At 74.2% G+C, this 17195-nt stretch carries 13 protein-coding genes and 1 CRISPR repeat array; of the genes, 3 read left to right on the top strand and 10 right to left on the bottom strand.

Going from position 1 to position 17195, the window contains the following annotated elements; genetic code table 11:
* Window positions 1-11: 11 nt before the first annotated feature.
* Genes FHX73_RS28120 through FHX73_RS28090 form a run of 7 tightly spaced genes read right to left on the bottom strand, consistent with a single transcriptional unit; the run spans window position 12 to window position 7595 of the window.
* Window positions 12-1247, bottom strand: a complete 1236-nt coding sequence (locus tag FHX73_RS28120; RefSeq protein ID WP_145908703.1) for a beta-ketoacyl-[acyl-carrier-protein] synthase family protein — start codon at window positions 1245-1247, stop codon at window positions 12-14.
* On the bottom strand, window positions 1244-1510 hold the full coding sequence (locus tag FHX73_RS44975; protein ID WP_170305109.1) for an acyl carrier protein: 267 nt from the start codon (window positions 1508-1510) through the stop codon (window positions 1244-1246). Before FHX73_RS44975 ends, FHX73_RS28120 begins: the two co-directional genes overlap by 4 nt.
* 50 nt (window positions 1511-1560) lie before the next feature.
* Window positions 1561-2634: a beta-ketoacyl-ACP synthase 3 gene (locus tag FHX73_RS28110; protein WP_145909160.1), complete on the bottom strand. Its 1074-nt coding sequence runs from the start codon at window positions 2632-2634 to the stop codon at window positions 1561-1563.
* 26 nt (window positions 2635-2660) lie between these two features.
* The gene (locus tag FHX73_RS28105) at window positions 2661-3500 is read right to left on the bottom strand and encodes an SDR family NAD(P)-dependent oxidoreductase (RefSeq protein WP_145908702.1); all 840 of its coding nucleotides are present in this window, start codon (window positions 3498-3500) and stop codon (window positions 2661-2663) included.
* Window positions 3497-4546, bottom strand: a complete 1050-nt coding sequence (locus FHX73_RS28100) for a 3-oxoacyl-ACP synthase III family protein (RefSeq protein ID WP_145908701.1) — start codon at window positions 4544-4546, stop codon at window positions 3497-3499. The genes FHX73_RS28105 and FHX73_RS28100 overlap by 4 nt, the downstream gene beginning before the upstream one ends.
* 17 nt (window positions 4547-4563) lie before the next feature.
* Window positions 4564-6504 (bottom strand): acyl-CoA dehydrogenase family protein, encoded by a 1941-nt coding sequence (locus tag FHX73_RS28095; protein ID WP_145908700.1) that lies wholly within the window; start codon window positions 6502-6504, stop codon window positions 4564-4566.
* Window positions 6501-7595: an ACP S-malonyltransferase gene (locus tag FHX73_RS28090; protein WP_145908699.1), complete on the bottom strand. Its 1095-nt coding sequence runs from the start codon at window positions 7593-7595 to the stop codon at window positions 6501-6503. The genes FHX73_RS28095 and FHX73_RS28090 overlap by 4 nt, the downstream gene beginning before the upstream one ends.
* Before the next feature lie 284 nt (window positions 7596-7879).
* Here FHX73_RS28090 and FHX73_RS28085 point away from each other — a divergent pair, with 284 nt between their 5' ends.
* Window positions 7880-9184: an NsdA family TPR-like regulatory protein gene (locus FHX73_RS28085; protein ID WP_145908698.1), complete on the top strand. Its 1305-nt coding sequence runs from the start codon at window positions 7880-7882 to the stop codon at window positions 9182-9184.
* Window positions 9185-9186: 2 nt separating this feature from the next.
* On the opposite strand, the gene FHX73_RS28080 is transcribed toward FHX73_RS28085, so the two are convergent.
* The 3 genes from FHX73_RS28080 to FHX73_RS28070 all read right to left on the bottom strand — a co-directional run bounded on the left by FHX73_RS28080 (window position 9187) and on the right by FHX73_RS28070 (window position 15412).
* Window positions 9187-9951 (bottom strand): hypothetical protein, encoded by a 765-nt coding sequence (locus FHX73_RS28080; protein ID WP_246213921.1) that lies wholly within the window; start codon window positions 9949-9951, stop codon window positions 9187-9189.
* A gap of 813 nt (window positions 9952-10764) precedes the next feature.
* Window positions 10765-13721: direct repeats of the CRISPR family, unit length 29 nt; unit sequence CTGCTCCCCGCACCCGCGGGGTTGATCCC.
* Window positions 13722-14232: 511 nt separating this feature from the next.
* A complete protein-coding gene (locus FHX73_RS28075; RefSeq protein ID WP_145908696.1) occupies window positions 14233-14580 on the bottom strand; it encodes a hypothetical protein in 348 nt (115 codons plus the stop codon).
* 421 nt (window positions 14581-15001) lie between these two features.
* The gene (locus FHX73_RS28070) at window positions 15002-15412 is read right to left on the bottom strand and encodes a cation diffusion facilitator family transporter (RefSeq protein WP_145908695.1); all 411 of its coding nucleotides are present in this window, start codon (window positions 15410-15412) and stop codon (window positions 15002-15004) included.
* A 377-nt stretch (window positions 15413-15789) separates the two neighbouring features.
* On the opposite strand from FHX73_RS28070, the gene FHX73_RS28065 reads away from it, so the two are divergent.
* Window positions 15790-16521, top strand: a complete 732-nt coding sequence (locus FHX73_RS28065; protein ID WP_246213975.1) for a hypothetical protein — start codon at window positions 15790-15792, stop codon at window positions 16519-16521.
* Complete coding sequence (locus FHX73_RS28060) at window positions 16511-17170, top strand: Fic family protein (protein WP_211786355.1); 660 nt, start codon at window positions 16511-16513, stop codon at window positions 17168-17170. The genes FHX73_RS28065 and FHX73_RS28060 overlap by 11 nt, the downstream gene beginning before the upstream one ends.
* The last annotated feature ends 25 nt before the right edge of the window (window positions 17171-17195 follow it).

The following is a 17195-nucleotide window of genomic DNA, read 5'->3' as shown; positions in this document are numbered from 1 at the left end:
TGGCCGTCGAGTCAGTGCGCGGGCGGGGCGAAGGCGAGCACGGTGTTGTGGCCGCCGAAGCCGGCCGAGGTGCTGAGCGCCAGGTCCAGGCGCTGTCGGCGGGGCGCGCCGTGGACCAGGTCGATCCGGCCGGTGTCCTGGTCGGGCGTGGCGAACCCGGCGGTGGCGGGAACGAGTTGGTGCTGCACGGAGAGCACGGTCAGGGCCGCCTCGATGGCTCCGGCGGCGCCCATGGTGTGCCCGAGCACGCCCTTGGCGGAGGTGACGGACGGGGGTTGACGGCCGAACACGCGGGCGATCAGGCGGGCCTCGGCCCGGTCGTTGAGCGGCGTGCTCGTGCCGTGGGCGTTGACGTGGTCCACCTCGTCCACGCCCGCGCCGGCCTCGGCCAGGGCGAGCCGGACGGCCGCTTCGAGCCCACGGGCCTCGGGGTGCGGCGCGACCGGCTGGTACGCGTCGGCGGCCGTCCCCGCGCCGACCAGCAGGGCGCGGGCGGGCGCCCGGCGGGCCGCCGCGTCCGCCTGGCGTTCCAGCACCAGGAAGCCCGCGCCCTCGCCGATCACGAAGCCGTCCCGGCCCGCGTCGAACGGACGGGCGGCCGTGGCCGGATCCGGGTTGCGCGACAGGGCCTTCATCCGGGCGAACCCGCTGACGCAGACCGGCGTGACCATCGCGTCGGCGCCGCCGGCCAGCGCGATGTCGCAGGCCCCGGCGCGCAGCAGCAGGGCCGCGGTGTGGATCGCCGTGGCACCGGAGGCGCAGGCCGTGGCGGTGTGCAGCACGGGGCCCAGCACGCCCAGCTCGATGGCGAGTTGACCGGCCGCCATGTTCGGCAGGAACGCGGACAGCGCCACCGCCGGCACCCCGGACGCACCCGCGCCGTGGAATCCGGTGACCGCCTGCTCGTAGCTGCCCAGGCCGCCCGCGGCGGAGCCGAGCACGATGGCCACCCGGGCTCCGTCCCAGCCGGCCGGATCGAGCCCGGCGTCGGCGACGGCCGCACCGGCGGCCGCGACGGCGAAGTGGGTGGCCCGGTCCAGCCGCCAGGCCCGGCGGACGCCGGGCAGCGCCGCGGAGTCGCCGGGCACCCGGCAGGAGAGGCCGACGGGCAGGCCGGCCAGCGCCGGATCGGGCGCGGCCGTGGCGCGACCTGCCAACACGCCTCGCCAGGTCGGCTCGACGCCGGGACCGGCCGGGGTGACCAGGCCGATCCCGGTGACGGCGAGCGGCGGACGGACCGCACTCATGCGGGCGCCCCGGGCTGAGCCGCGGAGTCGCCGAGCAACGTGCGGACGCGGTCGACGAGCTGACCGACCGTCACATCTGCGGCGGAGTCGCGGTCGTCGTCCAGGTCGACGCCCCAGTGCTCCTGGAGGCTGACGACCAGTTCGACCCGGGAGAGCGAGTCGAGGTCGAGGGCGCCGAGCGCGGCGTCGTCCCCGATCGCCTCGGACGGGGTGTCGAACTTCTCGACGAGCAGGGTGACGAGGTGTTCACGGACGGGGTTCACGGTGTGCTGACCTCCTGGTAGCGGCTGAGCGGTGGACGGGACGGGCGAGTTCACGGTGTGCCGACCTCCTGGAGGCGGCCGAGCGAGGGTCGGGGTTCGGGGTCGGCCGCGCACACCGGCGCCTGCGGCCACAGCAGCGTGGCGGACGCCCAGGTGAGGCCGCCGCCGAAGGCGGTGAGCAGGGCCGGGGACCCGGGCGGGCAGGCGCCCCGCGCGGCCGCGTCGGCGAGCGCGAGCGGCACGGAGGCGGCCGCGGTGTTGCCCACCTCGCGGATGTTGCCGAAGCGGCTGGGCTCCGGGATGCCGAGGCGGTCGGCGACGGCGTCCAGGATCCGCTGGTTCGCCTGGTGGCCGACGAAGGCCCGGACCTCCTCGGGGCGCCAGCCGGTGGCGGCGAGCGCGGTCCCGGCGGAGGCCGCCATCCGGCGCACGGCGTGTGCGTAGACCTGGCGGCCGCGCATCCGGAAGTAGCGGTCCTCGGGCCCGAGGCCCCCGGTGACGGGGAGTCGGGAACCGCCGGCCGCCACCGCGATCAGGTCGCTCCCGCCGCCGTCGCTGCCCCAGTCGGTGGCCAGCACGGCCCCCGGCTCGGTGGTCTCCCCCGGGCGGAGCAGCACCGCGGCGGCGCCGTCGCCGAACAGCGGTGCGGTGTCGCGGTCCGCCGGGTCGATGATCGCCGAGTACTTCTCCGCCGCGACCACCAGGGGCGCGCGGCAACTCCCGGCGCGGACCAGGGCGGTGGCCGTGATCAGCGCGTAGAGGAAGCCGGAGCAGACCGCCGCCAGGTCGAACGCGGGCAGCGGCCCGAGGCCGAGGCGGTGGACGACCTCCGGCGCGGTGGCCGGGCAGGGCCGGTCCGGGGTGGTGGTGGCGAGCAGCAGCAGGTCGGGCCGGGGCGCCGCCGGGCCGGCCGCCGCGAGCGCGGCTCGCGCGCCGGCGGTGGCCAGGTCGCCGGTGCTGACGTCGGGGGCGGCCAGCCGTCGGCGGTGGATACCGGTCCGGGTGGTGATCCACTCGTCGGTGGTCTCCAGGCCGCCCCGGGCGATGACCTGAGCGTTGGTCACCACCTGGGGCGGCAGGGCGGTGCCGATGCCGGCGATCACGGCGGTGCGGTGGCCGGTCACGGCTCGGGGAGCGGTGCGGTGGCCGGTCACGGCGCGGGGAGCGGGGAGGGCGGCTTGGGGATGCCGGCCAGGCCGCCGTCGGGCACCGAGAGGCCGCCGTCCAGCACCACGGCCTGCCCGGTGAGGAAGGCGGCGGCGGGCGAGGCCAGGAAGAGCGCCACCGCCGCGACCTCCTCCGGGTCGGCCCAGCGCCCCATCGGCACGTGCGCCAGCAGCCAGTCGCTGAGCGCGGGGACGGCCTGGACGTCGGCCGTCATGTCGGTGCGGACCCAGCCGGGGCACAGCGCGTTGACCCGGATCCCGGTGCGGGCCCAGCCGACCGCGAGGCTGCGGGCCAGCGACACCTGGGCGGCCTTGGTGGCGGCGTACGCCTCCATCAGCGGCGCGCCCACCACCCCGGCCACCGAGGAGAGCAGCACCAGGCTGGCCGCCTCCGACCGCGCGAGGTGGGCGTGGGCGTGCCGGCAGATCGCGGCGGTGGCGTTGAGATTGACGGCGACCACCTGGTCCCACGCCTGCTGGGGCAGCTGCTGGAGCGGGGCGAGCAGGGCGCTGCCGTCGGGGTTCAGGGGCAGGATGCCGGCGCAGTGGACCACGATGTCCAGGCCGCCCAGCGCGTCGGCGGCCTGGTCGACGAGGACGGCCTGCGCGGTGTCCGCGAGGTCGCCCGGCACCAGGGCCGGGGTGTCGCCGTACCGGCCCACCAGGTCGGCGGTCGGCTTCAGCGCGGGCGCGGTGCGCGCGGAGAGCGCGAGCCGGGCGCCGGCCTGGGCGAGCGCGACGGCGACGGCCTGGCCGATGCCGCGCGAGGCGCCGGTCACCAGGGCCCGTCTGCCGTCGAGGCGGAAGCGGTCGAGCACGGTCATCGCGGGTTCCTCCCGTTCGGTTCTGAGGCTCTGTCAGGTGCTGCGGCAGTGGTCAGGGAGTGCGCACCGCTCCAGGTGAGCAGGGCGCTGCCCCAGGTCAGGCCGGCGCCGAAGACACAGACCAGCACCCGGGCGCCGTCGGCCAGCCGCCCCCGGGCGGCCGCGTCGGCCAGCGCGTAGGGGGCGGAGGCCGCGCCGATGTTGCCGGTGCGGTCGCCGGTGATGTGCAGCCGGTCGGCCGGTATGCCGATACCGGCCGCGACGGTGCGCAGCAGCAGCGGGTTGGGCTGGTGGGTGATGAAGGCGTCGATGTCCTTGAGGTCGAGGCCGTGTTCGGCGAGCGCGCGGTCCACCAGCAGGGGGAAGGTCTCGACGATGAAGTCGCGCACGGCCCGGCCGTCCATGTGGATGTGGTGCAGTCCGCGCCGCAGGCTCTCGGCGTCGGCCGGGATGCGGCTGCCGCCGGCGGGGATCAGCACGTGGTGGGCGCCGCGGCCGTCCGAGCCGAGCTGGAAGCCGTGGAACCCGGCGGGCTCCGGGACGGGGCCGAGCACGGTGGCGGCGGCTCCGTCGGCGAACAGCACGGCGGTGCCCCGGTGGGCCGGGTCGACGAACTTCGAGTAGGCCTCGACGCCGACCACGGCCGCGTACCGGGCCCCCGGGGTGCTGGCGAGCCAGCCGTGGGCGACCTTGGCCGCGAAGAGCCAGCCGGAGCAGGCCGCACTGACGTCGAACGCGACGGCCCTGGTGGCCCCGGTCAGTGCCTGGACCCGGCAGGCCGTCGCCGGGCCCAGTTCGTCGGGCGTGGAGGTCGCCAGCACCAGCAGGTCCAGCCGCCCGGGCGGGATGCCGGCGTCCTCGCAGGCGGCGAGCACGGCGGCCGCGGCCAGGTCGGAGGCGGCCTCGTCCGGCGCCGCCGCGTGACGCTGGATCACACCGGTGCGCTCGCTGATCCACTCGGCCGAGACGCCGGCGGCCGCGCCGACCTGTCTGTTGTCGCGGATTTCGGCGGGCAGGTAGGTACCCGTGCCGATGACGCCGATCATGGTGCTCCTCTTCCGGTTCACTGCTTGCTCCCGTTCCACCGCTGGGTGCCCGGTAGCGCACTCACCGGGGGTTCGATGCCGCCTGGCCCGTCTATGCCGCGTGGCCCGTCCAGGTCGCCCGGCTCGTCGAGGTCGCCCGGCTCGTCGAGGCCGGTGCGGGCGAGCCGTGGGGCGGGGTCGAGGGCCGCCGCGATCTCCGGCAGGAGCGGGCCCAGCCGGTCGCAGAGGGCGTCCATGGCGGCCGGGAGGGCGCGCACCGTCGCCGGGGTGAGCACCCCGGTCGCGAGCAGCGGGCCGGCCAGGCTCCGGGCCTGGCGCAGGCCCTCCAGCGCGGCGAGGTCGGCCGCCCCGGGCACGGTCCAGCCCTGGTCGCCCGCGCCCAGCCCGGCCGCGACGGCGTCGGCCGCCAGCCGGCCGGCCTGCACCCCGCCCAGCTCCAGGGCGTCCTCCAACAGCGGGTTCCACAGGTCGAGTTCGCGGTGTCCGGCGTCCGCCCGGGCGACCAGGGCGGCTCCCAGGTCGTCGGCCAGGCGGTCCTGCAGCGCGGCGACCACCAGCGGCCACCACCCGGGGTCGGTCGGGTCTTCGACACCGACGCGCGGTTCGGCCGCCCGAGGGCCCGAGTCGGCCCGCTCCTGGGCGAGCGCACGTCCGGCGTCGAGCAGGATGAGGCTGTTGTCACCGCCCGCGCTGTCGAAGGCGCGGGCGAGACCGAGGTAGCCGGCCAGCCGGTTGCGGTCGAAGAACCCGGCGACGCCGCACCGGTGTTGCAGCGAGTCGACGATTTCGGCGACCGCCCGGGTGCTCTGCGCCTTGTGCAGGGCGAGCGAACGGTCGACCGCCGCCCAGGGCGAGAAGGTCATCGCCGCCCCCGGGGCGGTGGGCGGCGCGGCGGCGCGCAGCTCCGCCCACGCCGCGAGCGCCGAGCGCGCGCCGTGGCGCAGCGCGAACGCGGCGGCCAGCGCGCCGAGGACGGCGTGCTGCTGGGTGCGGTACTCCAGCACGGGCCGCCCCGGCGCCAGCCGGCCGTGGGAACGGCGGCCCGCGCTGAACCGCCAGGCCAGCACCGCGCTGCGGCCCGCCAGGCCTGCCATGGCCGACGGCAGGGTGGCCCAGAGCGCCTGGCCGCAGCCGAGGGTCCGTCGGAGCCGGGCGTCGGGGTCCGGCTGCGGATCGTGCAGGGTGCCGGCCGCGTCGATCCGCGCCCCGTCCGCAAGCCACCGCTCGTGGCGGAGCCTGACGCCGTGGAAGCTGACGAGGCCGTAGGGCAGCGGCAGCGCGTCCACCGGCACGGGAGCCGAGATGCTCACGCCCGGCACGGGTCGCCCGTCGGGCCCGGTGATGTCGACGAGGAAGGAGAAGACTCCCCCGTCCTGGCCGCCCGTGATCAGCCGCGCGCAGACCACGGCCGCCTGCGGCAACCCGGTCGCCGCGACGGAGGAGAACTTGGCCGCTCGGCGGTCCGGGGTGTGCAGCACGAACTCGCGCCGCGCGGGGTCGTACCGGGCCTCGGTGCGGATCCCGAGGTGGCTGCCCGCGTCACCGATCTCGGTGACCATGAACGAGCCCTTGGTGCGCGCGTGGGCGAGGGCCCCGTCCGGGTCGGCGGAGCTGCCGTCCAGCAGGACGAGCGACCCCACGCACAGGATGTAGTGGGAGAGGAAGGTCTGGTAGAGCGCCGGATCGGCCAGCGCGGTGGCCTCGCCGAGCGCGGCCAGCAGCGGCGGGTCGGCGACCACCTCGGCCGCCGGCGGCAGCACGGCGGCCAGCCGGGCCAGCCGCCGGTGCTGCCCGGTGTCCGTGCGCAGGGCGGCGGACCGCGCGGCGAACGGGTCCTCGCCGAGCAGCCGCCCGCACTCCAGCGCGCGGTTGACCGGGAGCGCTCCCGCGAGGCGGGCCAGGACGTCGACCGGGTCGGTGTTGCTGGTCCGGTCGGCGGTGCGCCGTCCGGTGCTCATGCCCGCCTCCCCGTCACCGTCGTTGCCGGGAACCGCTTGCGGCCGGGCCCCGGGCCGGCGGCCGGGCCGCGCTTCGGCGGACCGCCGGCGCGCGGCGCGCAGGCAGGCGGGGGCGTACGGTCGGCGGTCGCCCCGGGCCACCGTCCCTCCGCGACCGGCGCGGACGCGCGCCGACCCGGATCGATCACGCGCACGCTGTTCGCCAGCGAGCCGCCGGTCCCCGCCTCGACCACCGGGCCGGCGCCGGACAGCGCCGCGCCGAGCACCGCCGGCAGGCTGAACGACCGGACCAGGCAGGCCGACAGCGCTCTCGGCAGGTCGTCCTGCGGCCGGTAGGCCCGGCCGGCCACCACCGAGTGGACCGGTCGGCTCGGCGCGGTCAGCCGCAGCCGCCGGGCGTAGTGCGCGAACGCACCGGCCTCCCGGGCGAGCTCCGGGTGGTGGCTCATGAACGGCAGCCGCAGCCGCCGCGCCTCGACGCCGGCACGCGCCGCGAGTCGCTCGACCACGGCCAGCCCGTCCAGCGGCCCCGAAACCACCGTCTCCGCCTCGTGGTTGACGCACGCCACCACGACCGACGCCGCGCCCGCGCCGCCCACGTCGAGCAGTCGCCGGGTCGCGGACAGCCCCGCCGCCAGCAGGGTCATGCCGCCCCCGTGGCCGGTCAGCAACTGCCCGAGCCGGCAAGCCAGTCGGGCCCCGTCGGCGACCGAGCAGCACCCGGCGGCCGTCAGCGCGGGGATCTCGCCGAAGCTGACCGCGAGCAGCCGGTCCGCCCGGCAGCCGTCCGCCTCCAGCGCCCGGTGCACCGCCAACGACACACCGAACAGCGCGAGTTGCACGGTTCCGGGCGCCTCGGCCGCCAGCCCTCCGGCGCTCGGCGGGCGGGCGCCGAGGAGTCTGGGGCCGATCGGCACCACGTCGAACTCGGCGGCGACGCTGTCGGCCTCCTCGAAGACCTCCGCGACCGAACGCGCCAGCGTGCCCGCGTCGGGGAGCAGCCGGACCAGCGGGCTCAGACTGAAGTCCCCCTGCCCGGGGAACAAGTGGACGACCTTGCTCGGCGTCGTCGGACCGTACGGGTCGGACATCGTGGATCCTGCCTCTGCCCTGGGGCGCGCACTCGGACGAAGCGCCCTGACACCCTCGATGATGGAACCGGCGGCAGGCCGCGCACGGCTGCCGCAAGCCCTGGCCCGTCAAGAGTTCCGGTGCGTCAAGTTTCGGCGGAACCGCATGTATTGGCGCCCCCGGCGCGTCATGCTTGGTCCGGCGCGGCCCCGCCGGGCGAGCCCTGGCCGCGGCTACCGCACGCCCAGCGACCGGACCGCGCCGCCATGCCCCCGGTGCCGGGATCCTGCCAGGGAGTTGACACATGGTCAGTCACCGCGTGCCCAACGTCCAGCTGCGCGCACTGCTCGCGGAGGCCCAGTGGACCGGGGAGCAACTGGCCGGCGCCGTCAACCGGATCGGCGCCGAATCCGGGTGGCGGCTGGCCTACCGGCGCGCCTCCGTGCACCAGTGGCTCACCGGGACGCTCCCGCGCAGCCCCGCCGCCGACCTCGTCTGCGTCGCGCTGAGCCGCCGGCTGCGGCGACCGATCGCGCTCACCGACGCCGGCTTCGACGGCCCGCGGCCGGCCCTGCCGCCGGCGACGGACTCCGGCACGCTGCTGGTCCGCCTCGCCGAGGCGTCCGTCGCCCCCGACCGCCACGGCAGCCTCCTCGCCTACCAGCCCGCCGCCTTGGTGCCGGGGCCCGCCGAACCGGTGGCGCCGACCGGCCTGGTGGGCGCGGGCGGGCCCGCCGTTCGGCAGGACGTGCTCGCGCTGCTGCTCCCCGTCTTCTCCTCGGTCGACCGCGCCCACGGCGGCGGCCGGGCCCGGACCGCGCTCGCCGCCTTCCTGGCAACCACGGTCGCCCCCATGCTCGCGGTGCCCGCGCACCCCTCGGCGGTCCTGCGCGACGCCGCCCGCCTCTGCTACCTGTGCGCGTTCATGCACCTCGACGACGAGCTCAACGGCCTGGCCGACCAGTACTACCGACGCGCCCTTGAGCTGGCCCGCCAGGCCGGCGACACCGCCACCCAGGCGATGGCGCTGCGGGCCATGGCCGCGCAGGCCTACGAACTCGGCCGCCCCGACCGGAGCCTGCGCCTCGCCCGCGCCGCCGCCGACTGCCGCCTGGCCTCCTCACCGAGGCTGCGCGCCGCCGTACTGGGCCAGTTGGCGCTCTCCGAGGCCACCGCCGGCGAACGGACGGCGGCGCTGAGGCACTTGAGCGAGGCACGCGAGCTGCTCACCCGGGTCACCGGTCCGCCACCCGCGATCGGCGACTACCACCGCGCCTCCTGGGACCACCAGAGCGCCCTCGTCCAGGCCGAACTCGGCGACCTCACCGGGGCGATCACCCACCTGAAGGCCTCCGTCGCCCGCCGCCCCCGCGGCGAGCAGCGCTCGCGCGCGATCCTGCTCGGCAAACTGGCCGAACGCCAACTCACCGCCGGGCACCTCGAAGCAGCCTGCACCACCTGGCACGAGTTCCTCGACGCCTACCCCCTGCTGACCTCCCGCCGCGCCCACACCGCCCGCACCCGACTCTCCCGCCTGCTCCTCCCGCACCGCCGCAGGCCCGCCGCCGACCACCTGCTCCAGCGCGCCGCGGCCCTGCGCCCGCGCTGACCCTACGAACCGCGCGAGGCCCGGGCGTGGACGTCGGACCGGACGCTGGTGACCGACCGGTGGTGCACCACGCTCAGCGGCCCGAGCCCGCCCACCACGTCGATCACGGCGTCCGTCGCGTCGCCGCCCGCCGCGCCGACCCGCAGCGGTGCGATCACGCCTAGAGTGGCCACCGGTGCGAGCAGCTCGGGCGTCAGCGATTCCAGGCCGCCGAACGTCACGGACCGGGGCCCGGGGAGATCGCCCTCGGAGGCCAGCACCAGGTCGCTGGACTCCACCACCGCGCGGATCCCGCGCCCCCGGTCGGAGGAGCGGTAACACCACTGGTCCGGATGCTGCCCGCGCAGCATCGGGAACCGCGCCCGCAGCACGGCGAGGATCCCGGCCACCTCCTCGACCGGCGCGCAGGGACGCTGGACGAACGACAGCCGCTCCGGGTCACCGACCTGGAGCGCCCGAGCACCGCTGACGTCGACCACCGGCACGCACCCTTCCCAACCCCCCTCCGCACCGAGCGCGAGGACCGTGTCCCCGCGCTCCAGGTACTGACGGACCGTCGCCGCGGTCGCCGCCGCCCCTGCGCACTGCGCGGAGCCCCGGAACCGCTCCGGCCGCTGCGCCGGGAACCCCGCACCGTTCCCGCAGTCCGGCTCGGCCGCGCAGACGATCACCCGCCTGGTCCGCAACGTGGCCGACCAGACCCGGACGGCCTCCGCCGCCGCCAGACTCGCTGGAGCCGTCGGGGCGACCACCGCGATCCCCGTCACGGACCCGTCCAGGTCCAGGTAGGTCGTGGCATGCAGTCGCCCGCCCCGGCCTGCGGGCAGGCTCCCGCCCTCGACAACCCGACAGGCCACCCCTCGCCGGCCGAGCCACCCCGCCACCAGCCGGGCCGCCGGACACACCACCGGCCCGCGCACCGGATGAACGAACCCCGACAACACCGCCAGCTCCCCACCGCTCCCGAAGGACCCCACCTCGAACTCCTCGGTCAACCGGGACCGGTTCATACTTCTCCCTCCTCACACCGGCTGCCCCAGGCACATGCCGCCGGAACGTGCCCATCGGCTTCCGACACGCAAACGACCCCAAAGCCCCCGGGGCACCCCACTGGACGGGTGAACGGGCTGACAGCCCTACCCCGCGGGCGCACCGGCACGGCCCCGGCAAACGCCGACGGCACCTTCGGGACCGTCCACCAGAGGAGCGAGCACCTCACCCCGCGGCCGATGGCGGCCATCACGGACCACCCGGCGCCGTCCGCATTCGTCAACCCCGGAAGGTTGGCATTCGCTTCAACCACGGCGGCGAGCATCCGCAGACAACCCAGCCGACCAGCCAGCCCGACTGCGTGAAGCCGCCGTCAATAACTACGCCTCATGCCAGCACAAGTGGCCCCACGTCAACTATGAAGGCCTAACCTTGATCCGCGCCGACCGAGCCACTCCGCGTGGGCTTGGACCATTGCATCCAAGCAGTGCGATTTGGGAGAATATGACGTGCTTTCGCCAGCGGTGACCGAATCAATGAAAGTACTCTCCCGCGCGCCGCTTGCCTGACAAACCACCAGGTCAGCAACTCTGCTCCCCGCACCCGCGGGGTTGATCCCAAAGGGGTGCGTGTTCTGCGGGATCGCCGCAGCTGCTCCCCGCACCCGCGGGGTTGATCCCCGCCGGATCGAGGAGGCGGACGGTGTGCTGAACTGCTCCCCGCACCCGCGGGGTTGATCCCCAGCGGGCCGGTCTGCGGAGTCTCCCGACCCCCTGCTCCCCGCACCCGCGGGGTTGATCCCTGGCCGGCGCCGTCGCCACTGGGGTCCAGGAACTGCTCCCCGCACCCGCGGGGTTGATCCCATCTCAACGGCCTCCGCTGATCCGGCCGACGACTGCTCCCCGCACCCGCGGGGTTGATCCCTTCCCGCCAGCCGCGACGTCGAGGCCGGGCCGCTGCTCCCCGCACCCGCGGGGTTGATCCGACGAGCTCACCCGGCTGACGGACAGTCCGGTGCTGCTCCCCGCACCCGCGGGGTTGATCCCAGGGCGACGGCGCCGCCCATGACTTCGACCACCTGCTCCCCGCACCCGCGGGGTTGATCCCAGCAGCAGCGACAGCACCAGCGCGGTGAAGTGCTGCTCCCCGCACCCGCGGGGTTGATCCCGGGCGGTCAAAGAGGTAGCGGGGCACGCCGGCCTGCTCCCCGCACCCGCGGGGTTGATCCCCGTATGCCCATGGTGTTCGCTCCTCCATGTACCTGCTCCCCGCACCCGCGGGGTTGATCCCATCGCGCTCGGCATCGGCACCTCGCTCATCTCCTGCTCCCCGCACCCGCGGGGTTGATCCCTGCGTGTTCAGCATCACGGTCGCGGTGGTCGGCTGCTCCCCGCACCCGCGGGGTTGATCCCCCGCGCAGCCGGCCTCCGCCTGCAGCACGCGCCTGCTCCCCGCACCCGCGGGGTTGATCCCCCGGAGAACCAGCCGGGCCGCTACCGACTCAACTGCTCCCCGCACCCGCGGGGTTGATCCCCTTCGCGCCTACGTCTACGTAGGTCTCGCCGTCTGCTCCCCGCACCCGCGGGGTTGATCCCGGGCTCTGACCTCAAGGGAGTTTGAGCATGGCCTGCTCCCCGCACCCGCGGGGTTGATCCCCAGCCCCTTCTGGCGGCTTGCTCATGAGCAAGCTGCTCCCCGCACCCGCGGGGTTGATCCCCAGACCGCGGCGCGGCGCAGCGGGGAGACCTCCTGCTCCCCGCACCCGCGGGGTTGATCCCTGCTCGACCGAGGACTGGAGGCGGCGGCATGACTGCTCCCCGCACCCGCGGGGTTGATCCCGGCCGCCCTGGACGCCGATCCGCTGGCCGAGACTGCTCCCCGCACCCGCGGGGTTGATCCCTTCTGGGCCGGCTCGAACTTCGACGTGCTGAACTGCTCCCCGCACCCGCGGGGTTGATCCCAGGCGGTGGCGGGTCACGCGCAGGCCCGGGAACTGCTCCCCGCACCCGCGGGGTTGATCCCCCGCCGGGCGGCTGCCCGCGTTCCCGCACCACCTGCTCCCCGCACCCGCGGGGTTGATCCCCCATGGCACCCAGCCGACCCACGCTGCCTTCACTGCTCCCCGCACCCGCGGGGTTGATCCCAGCGGCATGTCCTCCGTGTGGGCGACGATCCGCTGCTCCCCGCACCCGCGGGGTTGATCCCCACGTACGGCGGGGTCGTCACCACCCCGGCGTCTGCTCCCCGCACCCGCGGGGTTGATCCCGCCCAGACCGGCGTGTCCTGGGGCGAGGTCCCCTGCTCCCCGCACCCGCGGGGTTGATCCCGTCCAGCGGCCACCCGTGGGCGGTGCTGTCCTCTGCTCCCCGCACCCGCGGGGTTGATCCCGGCTCGGGCTGCTCGTCGGCCTGGTCCTCCTCCTGCTCCCCGCACCCGCGGGGTTGATCCCACCGACCGCCAGCACCACCACCCACCCACCACCTGCTCCCCGCACCCGCGGGGTTGATCCCATGCACAACGCGATGCGCGACCACCTGAAGGACTGCTCCCCGCACCCGCGGGGTTGATCCCGGCTCGGGCTGCTCGTCGGCCTGGTCCTCCTCCTGCTCCCCGCACCCGCGGGGTTGATCCCACCGACCGCCAGCACCACCACCCACCCACCACCTGCTCCCCGCACCCGCGGGGTTGATCCCATGCACAACGCGATGCGCGACCACCTGAAGGACTGCTCCCCGCACCCGCGGGGTTGATCCCCGAGTTGAGCTGGCCGTACAGCCGGTCCTCGCCTGCTCCCCGCACCCGCGGGGTTGATCCCACCCCCGCAAGCGGTGCCGGCGGCAGCCCGCACTGCTCCCGGCACCCGCGGAGTTGATCCCGGCTCGCCGACGCTGGGGTGGCCCCGGGCCTGCTGCTCCCCGCACCCGCGGGGTTGATCCCACCGACCGCCAGCACCACCACCCACCCACCACCTGCTCCCCGCACCCGCGGGGTTGATCCCATGCACAACGCGATGCGCGACCACCTGAAGGACTGCTCCCCGCACCCGCGGGGTTGATCCCTCCGCGGGGTGGCAGGCACTTCAGGAGGGGGACTGCTCCCCGCACCCGCGGGGTTGATCCCCGAGTTGAGCTGGCCGTACAGCCGGTCCTCGCCTGCTCCCCGCACCCGCGGGGTTGATCCCACCCCCGCAAGCGGTGCCGGCGGCAGCCCGCACTGCTCCCGGCACCCGCGGAGTTGATCCCGGCTCGCCGACGCTGGGGTGGCCCCGGGCCTGCTGCTCCCCGCACCCGCGGGGTTGATCCCAACACCTCTGGCCTGCGGGTCTGGCAGTTCAACTGCTCCCCGCACCTGCGGGGTTGATCCCTACCACCGGCTGTCCGCCGATGAGCACGGCTTCTGCTCCCCGCCCCCGTGGGGTTGATCCCGCCACCGACCGCTTTCGGATCGGCTGGCGCCGCTGCTCCCCGCACCCGCGGGGTTGATCCCCACCTGACGGAACCTCAGCTGGTCGCAGCCTCCTGCTCCCCGCACCCGCACGATTGGTCCAAGCGAGTCCTCCTGTAACTGGACGCGATAGATGGCGGGCGGCGTCGCGGTCGTTGCAGGTCGCTGTGCGTGTTGGCAGCGGTAGTTGGCAGCCCTCCGCCCCTTGTGATCGCGGAGGATGAGCCAAACGCTCAGCTGATGGCCGCTGGCTCGCCACGAGCGAAGCCTGCCAAGAGCACCTCGTCGACGGCCTCCGACACCGGCCGTGCGATCGGCTGCCCTCTGCCTCAGCGTCGAAGCTCGTAACGCAGATGTCGAAGCAGCCCGGCCCGACGTCCTTCTGGCCGGCGCCCGGGCCCTGGTGTGCCGACGCACCCGGGCGGGCACTCCGGCCAGCCGTTCCCAGCGCGAGGCCGGGTGCCGGGAACGGCCGGTGGCGGGTAGCCTCCGCCTCCCGCGCAGGAGTTGGGCCAAGGCGCCGTTGCAAGGCGAGAGGCGAAGGCCAGGACGACGCGGCCCGGCGGCCGCTGCGGCGGCCGACCAGGCCTCCTCGTCAACGGCCCGGGCCGACCCTAGTCGAGTTGGATCCCGTACGAGACCTGGTTGACGAGCACACCGCAGGAGGCGGTGGAGGAGCCGGAACCAGTGACCTTGGGACCAAAGGCGTACGTGTACTCCTGGGTCTTCGGTCGCCAGCAGTCCAGTCGCAGCTGCCACGACTGTCCGGCATCCGCGGTGCAGTTGGCGGTGGTGTAGGTCTGCTGGTAGTAACCGACGTTGACGTAAGTGAAGGTGCACTGCGGCGCCGCGGCGGGGGTTGCGACGACGCTCGCCGTGCTGGTCGCGGCCGTGGCCGGGATCGCACCGAAGGCGACGGCGGCGGCTGCGGTGAGAAGGGGAAGGAGGAGCCTAACGCGCATGAGGTGCCCTTTCGCTGTGAGCTGATCAGGGGTGCGCTGAGGTGAAGTGACGAGGTGTCAGCATTCACATCAGCAGCATCATGGCACGCACGTCGCAGCGGGAACAGATATCGAACTGCCTTTCGATGGAGAGGATTTCGCGGCCTCCAGCTGGTTTGAGAGGGGGCCACGAGTTGTCGCGGTCAGGTGACGCCTATCGCGATCCGGCGCCGTCACTGAGCCGGGACGCGACAGTTGGAACCAGGATGGTGTGCCGACCTGGCGATTCCGACCTTGTGGGACACGCTTGTTGGAACCACCTGGTCATGCTTCTTGCAACCCGCGGTGGCCTGCCGTTCATATTGGAACCGGGTAAATCCGCAGGAGAGCGCCTGGCGGTGCCCTGTCAGGAGCGGCCGAACCAGCGGTGCTTGGGCCGGGGCTAGGCCGTGGCGTCCTTCGCTGGGGCTGTCGGCGGGTCGTCGTACTCGCGGGAGATCACCTGGACCCGGCCCGACTCGGGGTCGTGGCGCACGGTGTCCAGGCCCTGTCGATCGAGCTCGGCGATGGATTCGGCGTGGGTGGTGGTGTTCAGGGCGAGCATCCCGACCTTCGGGTGTCCCTGGCCGAGCTTCACCTCCTCGCGGAGCAGGATCTGCATCAGGCGGTGGGCGGAGGCCGAAGGCAGGTCCTCGTCAACGGCGACGTGCAGCATCAGGTGTTCCTCGCCGCTGGCCCGCCACCGAACCTGCGCCACCCACACCGAGCGGACAGCAGGGAACTCGCGGACCCGCCGAACCAGTGCGTCGCGCAGGGCGACCGCCACTGGGTCGGTGGACCAGCCCAGCTTCATCTCCGCCCCGGGCCCGTAGGTCGCCCAGTCCCGCAGTACCTGCTCCCGAAAGATCGCCTGCCCGTTTCCCGAGCGAACTCCGAGCACGGCAACGCCGGTCTTCTCCAGGATGTCTCTCAGCCGCGCCGCGTCGCATTGCACCATTCCGCCAGCCGCCGGCAGCAGTTGCGCACCGAGCGCCGCGTCGGTGAACCCGAGCAGCGTGGGCGGTTGCTTGTCGTTGGGGAGCCCTCACCGTGGGTGCCCGTCCAGCACATCTCAGGAGTGTCGGCGTACGCGAGCCTGTGCTCAGGCGGGTACACGTGAAGGTGCCCGGTGGCCGTAGACAGCCTTCGGTCGGCCAACTAATTGGGGTGACAGGTCCCGTCTCGGTGGGCATGATCAGGCGGTTGTTTCGTCACGTCCGACTCCGGAGGCACACCACGACCATTCAACTCGCCCGGGACCTGCCGTGGCCCGCCGTAGACCCCCACCGGAACGCCTTCGATTGGGACGATAGCGAGGCGGCACAGCTGACGGCCCTGATCATCCCAATGGTGCCCTCCGATGCCGACCACGCGGCTGATCCGGACGGGATGGCGGGCTGGCGCTTCACCGACCAGGTCACCGCACTGTTGGTGTCCCGGTACGGCCGGTGGGCCTGCGGCTGGGACTATTCGAACCACTTCGGGGGTCCCGTTGAGACTTGGTGCTGCGTCTCGGACTCGGTTGGAGGGGCAGAGGAGACCGCCGAGCGCGTCGTGGCCTGCCTGCTTGAGTGGCGTGACTGGCTGGAGGACATCGCCGAGCGCTTCGAGCAGCTCGCACCGCTTCCAAACGCGAACGCAGAGGACCGCAGTTGGCACCTGGAACGCGCCGTGACCCGCCTGGTCACCGTGGTCGTCAACAGCACCCATGCCGACGGGGGGTGGTACCGGCTCTGCGGGACAACGCTGACCTGGTTCCTCACCTCTACCGGCCTGGGGCCGGACGAGGTCCGGAAGGCGGTGGAGGCTGCCATCGGCGGCCGCTTCAAGAGCCACGTCGCCCCGGCAACGACCTTGGTCGACACGGTCGGCGAGGACCTGGCGATCGGCCTGACCGGCCGCGGGTTCTACCGTGAGCGATGACGCGCTGGCCACCTGGTGCCTCATCAGGCAGGAGGTCGACTGGTCCTCGGCCGCCGAAGTGGATCTGACCCCGGTGCATCCTGCCGTGGACGGACTCGCCGCGTGGTTCAACGGCCCGGTCCGCCTCCGCAACGCCGACCGGGCCGACCGCCTGCTCGCGGCGATGACCGAATCCCGGGCCGCGGCCGCCTGCGGCGAACCGCTCACCCCGGCGCTCCTGGCCAACTGGCAGAAGCTGGTCCTCGGCGTGGAGGAGGTCCACCTACGCCGGAGCGACGCCTACGCAAAGGGCGGCCGGGAACGCTATGGACTCACGCCGCACACCTGGCAGGACTTCGCCGCGTACCTGCGCCAGAGCGCCGATCCGTCGCTGCCCCTGCCGGCCCGCGCCGCCAGGGCGTACCTCGACATCGCCTTCTTTCACCCGTACTCGGACGGCAACGCCCGCCTGGCACTGCTAGTCCTCGCCCACGTCCTGGACCGGGAAGGCATACGCCTGGACGAAGTGGAACCGCTGCAGACAACGCGTTACGCAGACGACCCGGACGGTGCCCTCGACCTGGCAGCTCTGATCACCATACTGATCCACACCACTCACAACCGATCCACCACACAGTGCGAGAGGAATCCTGCCGGAGCCGACAGGTGAGCACGTTCAGCAGTACGCGGTAGAG

It is taken from the genome of Kitasatospora viridis, assembly GCF_007829815.1.
GTDB lineage: Bacteria > Actinomycetota > Actinomycetes > Streptomycetales > Streptomycetaceae > Kitasatospora > Kitasatospora viridis.
The sequence above is the reverse complement of the archived record's forward strand: the minus strand, read 5'-3'. Positions and strand labels throughout refer to the sequence as shown.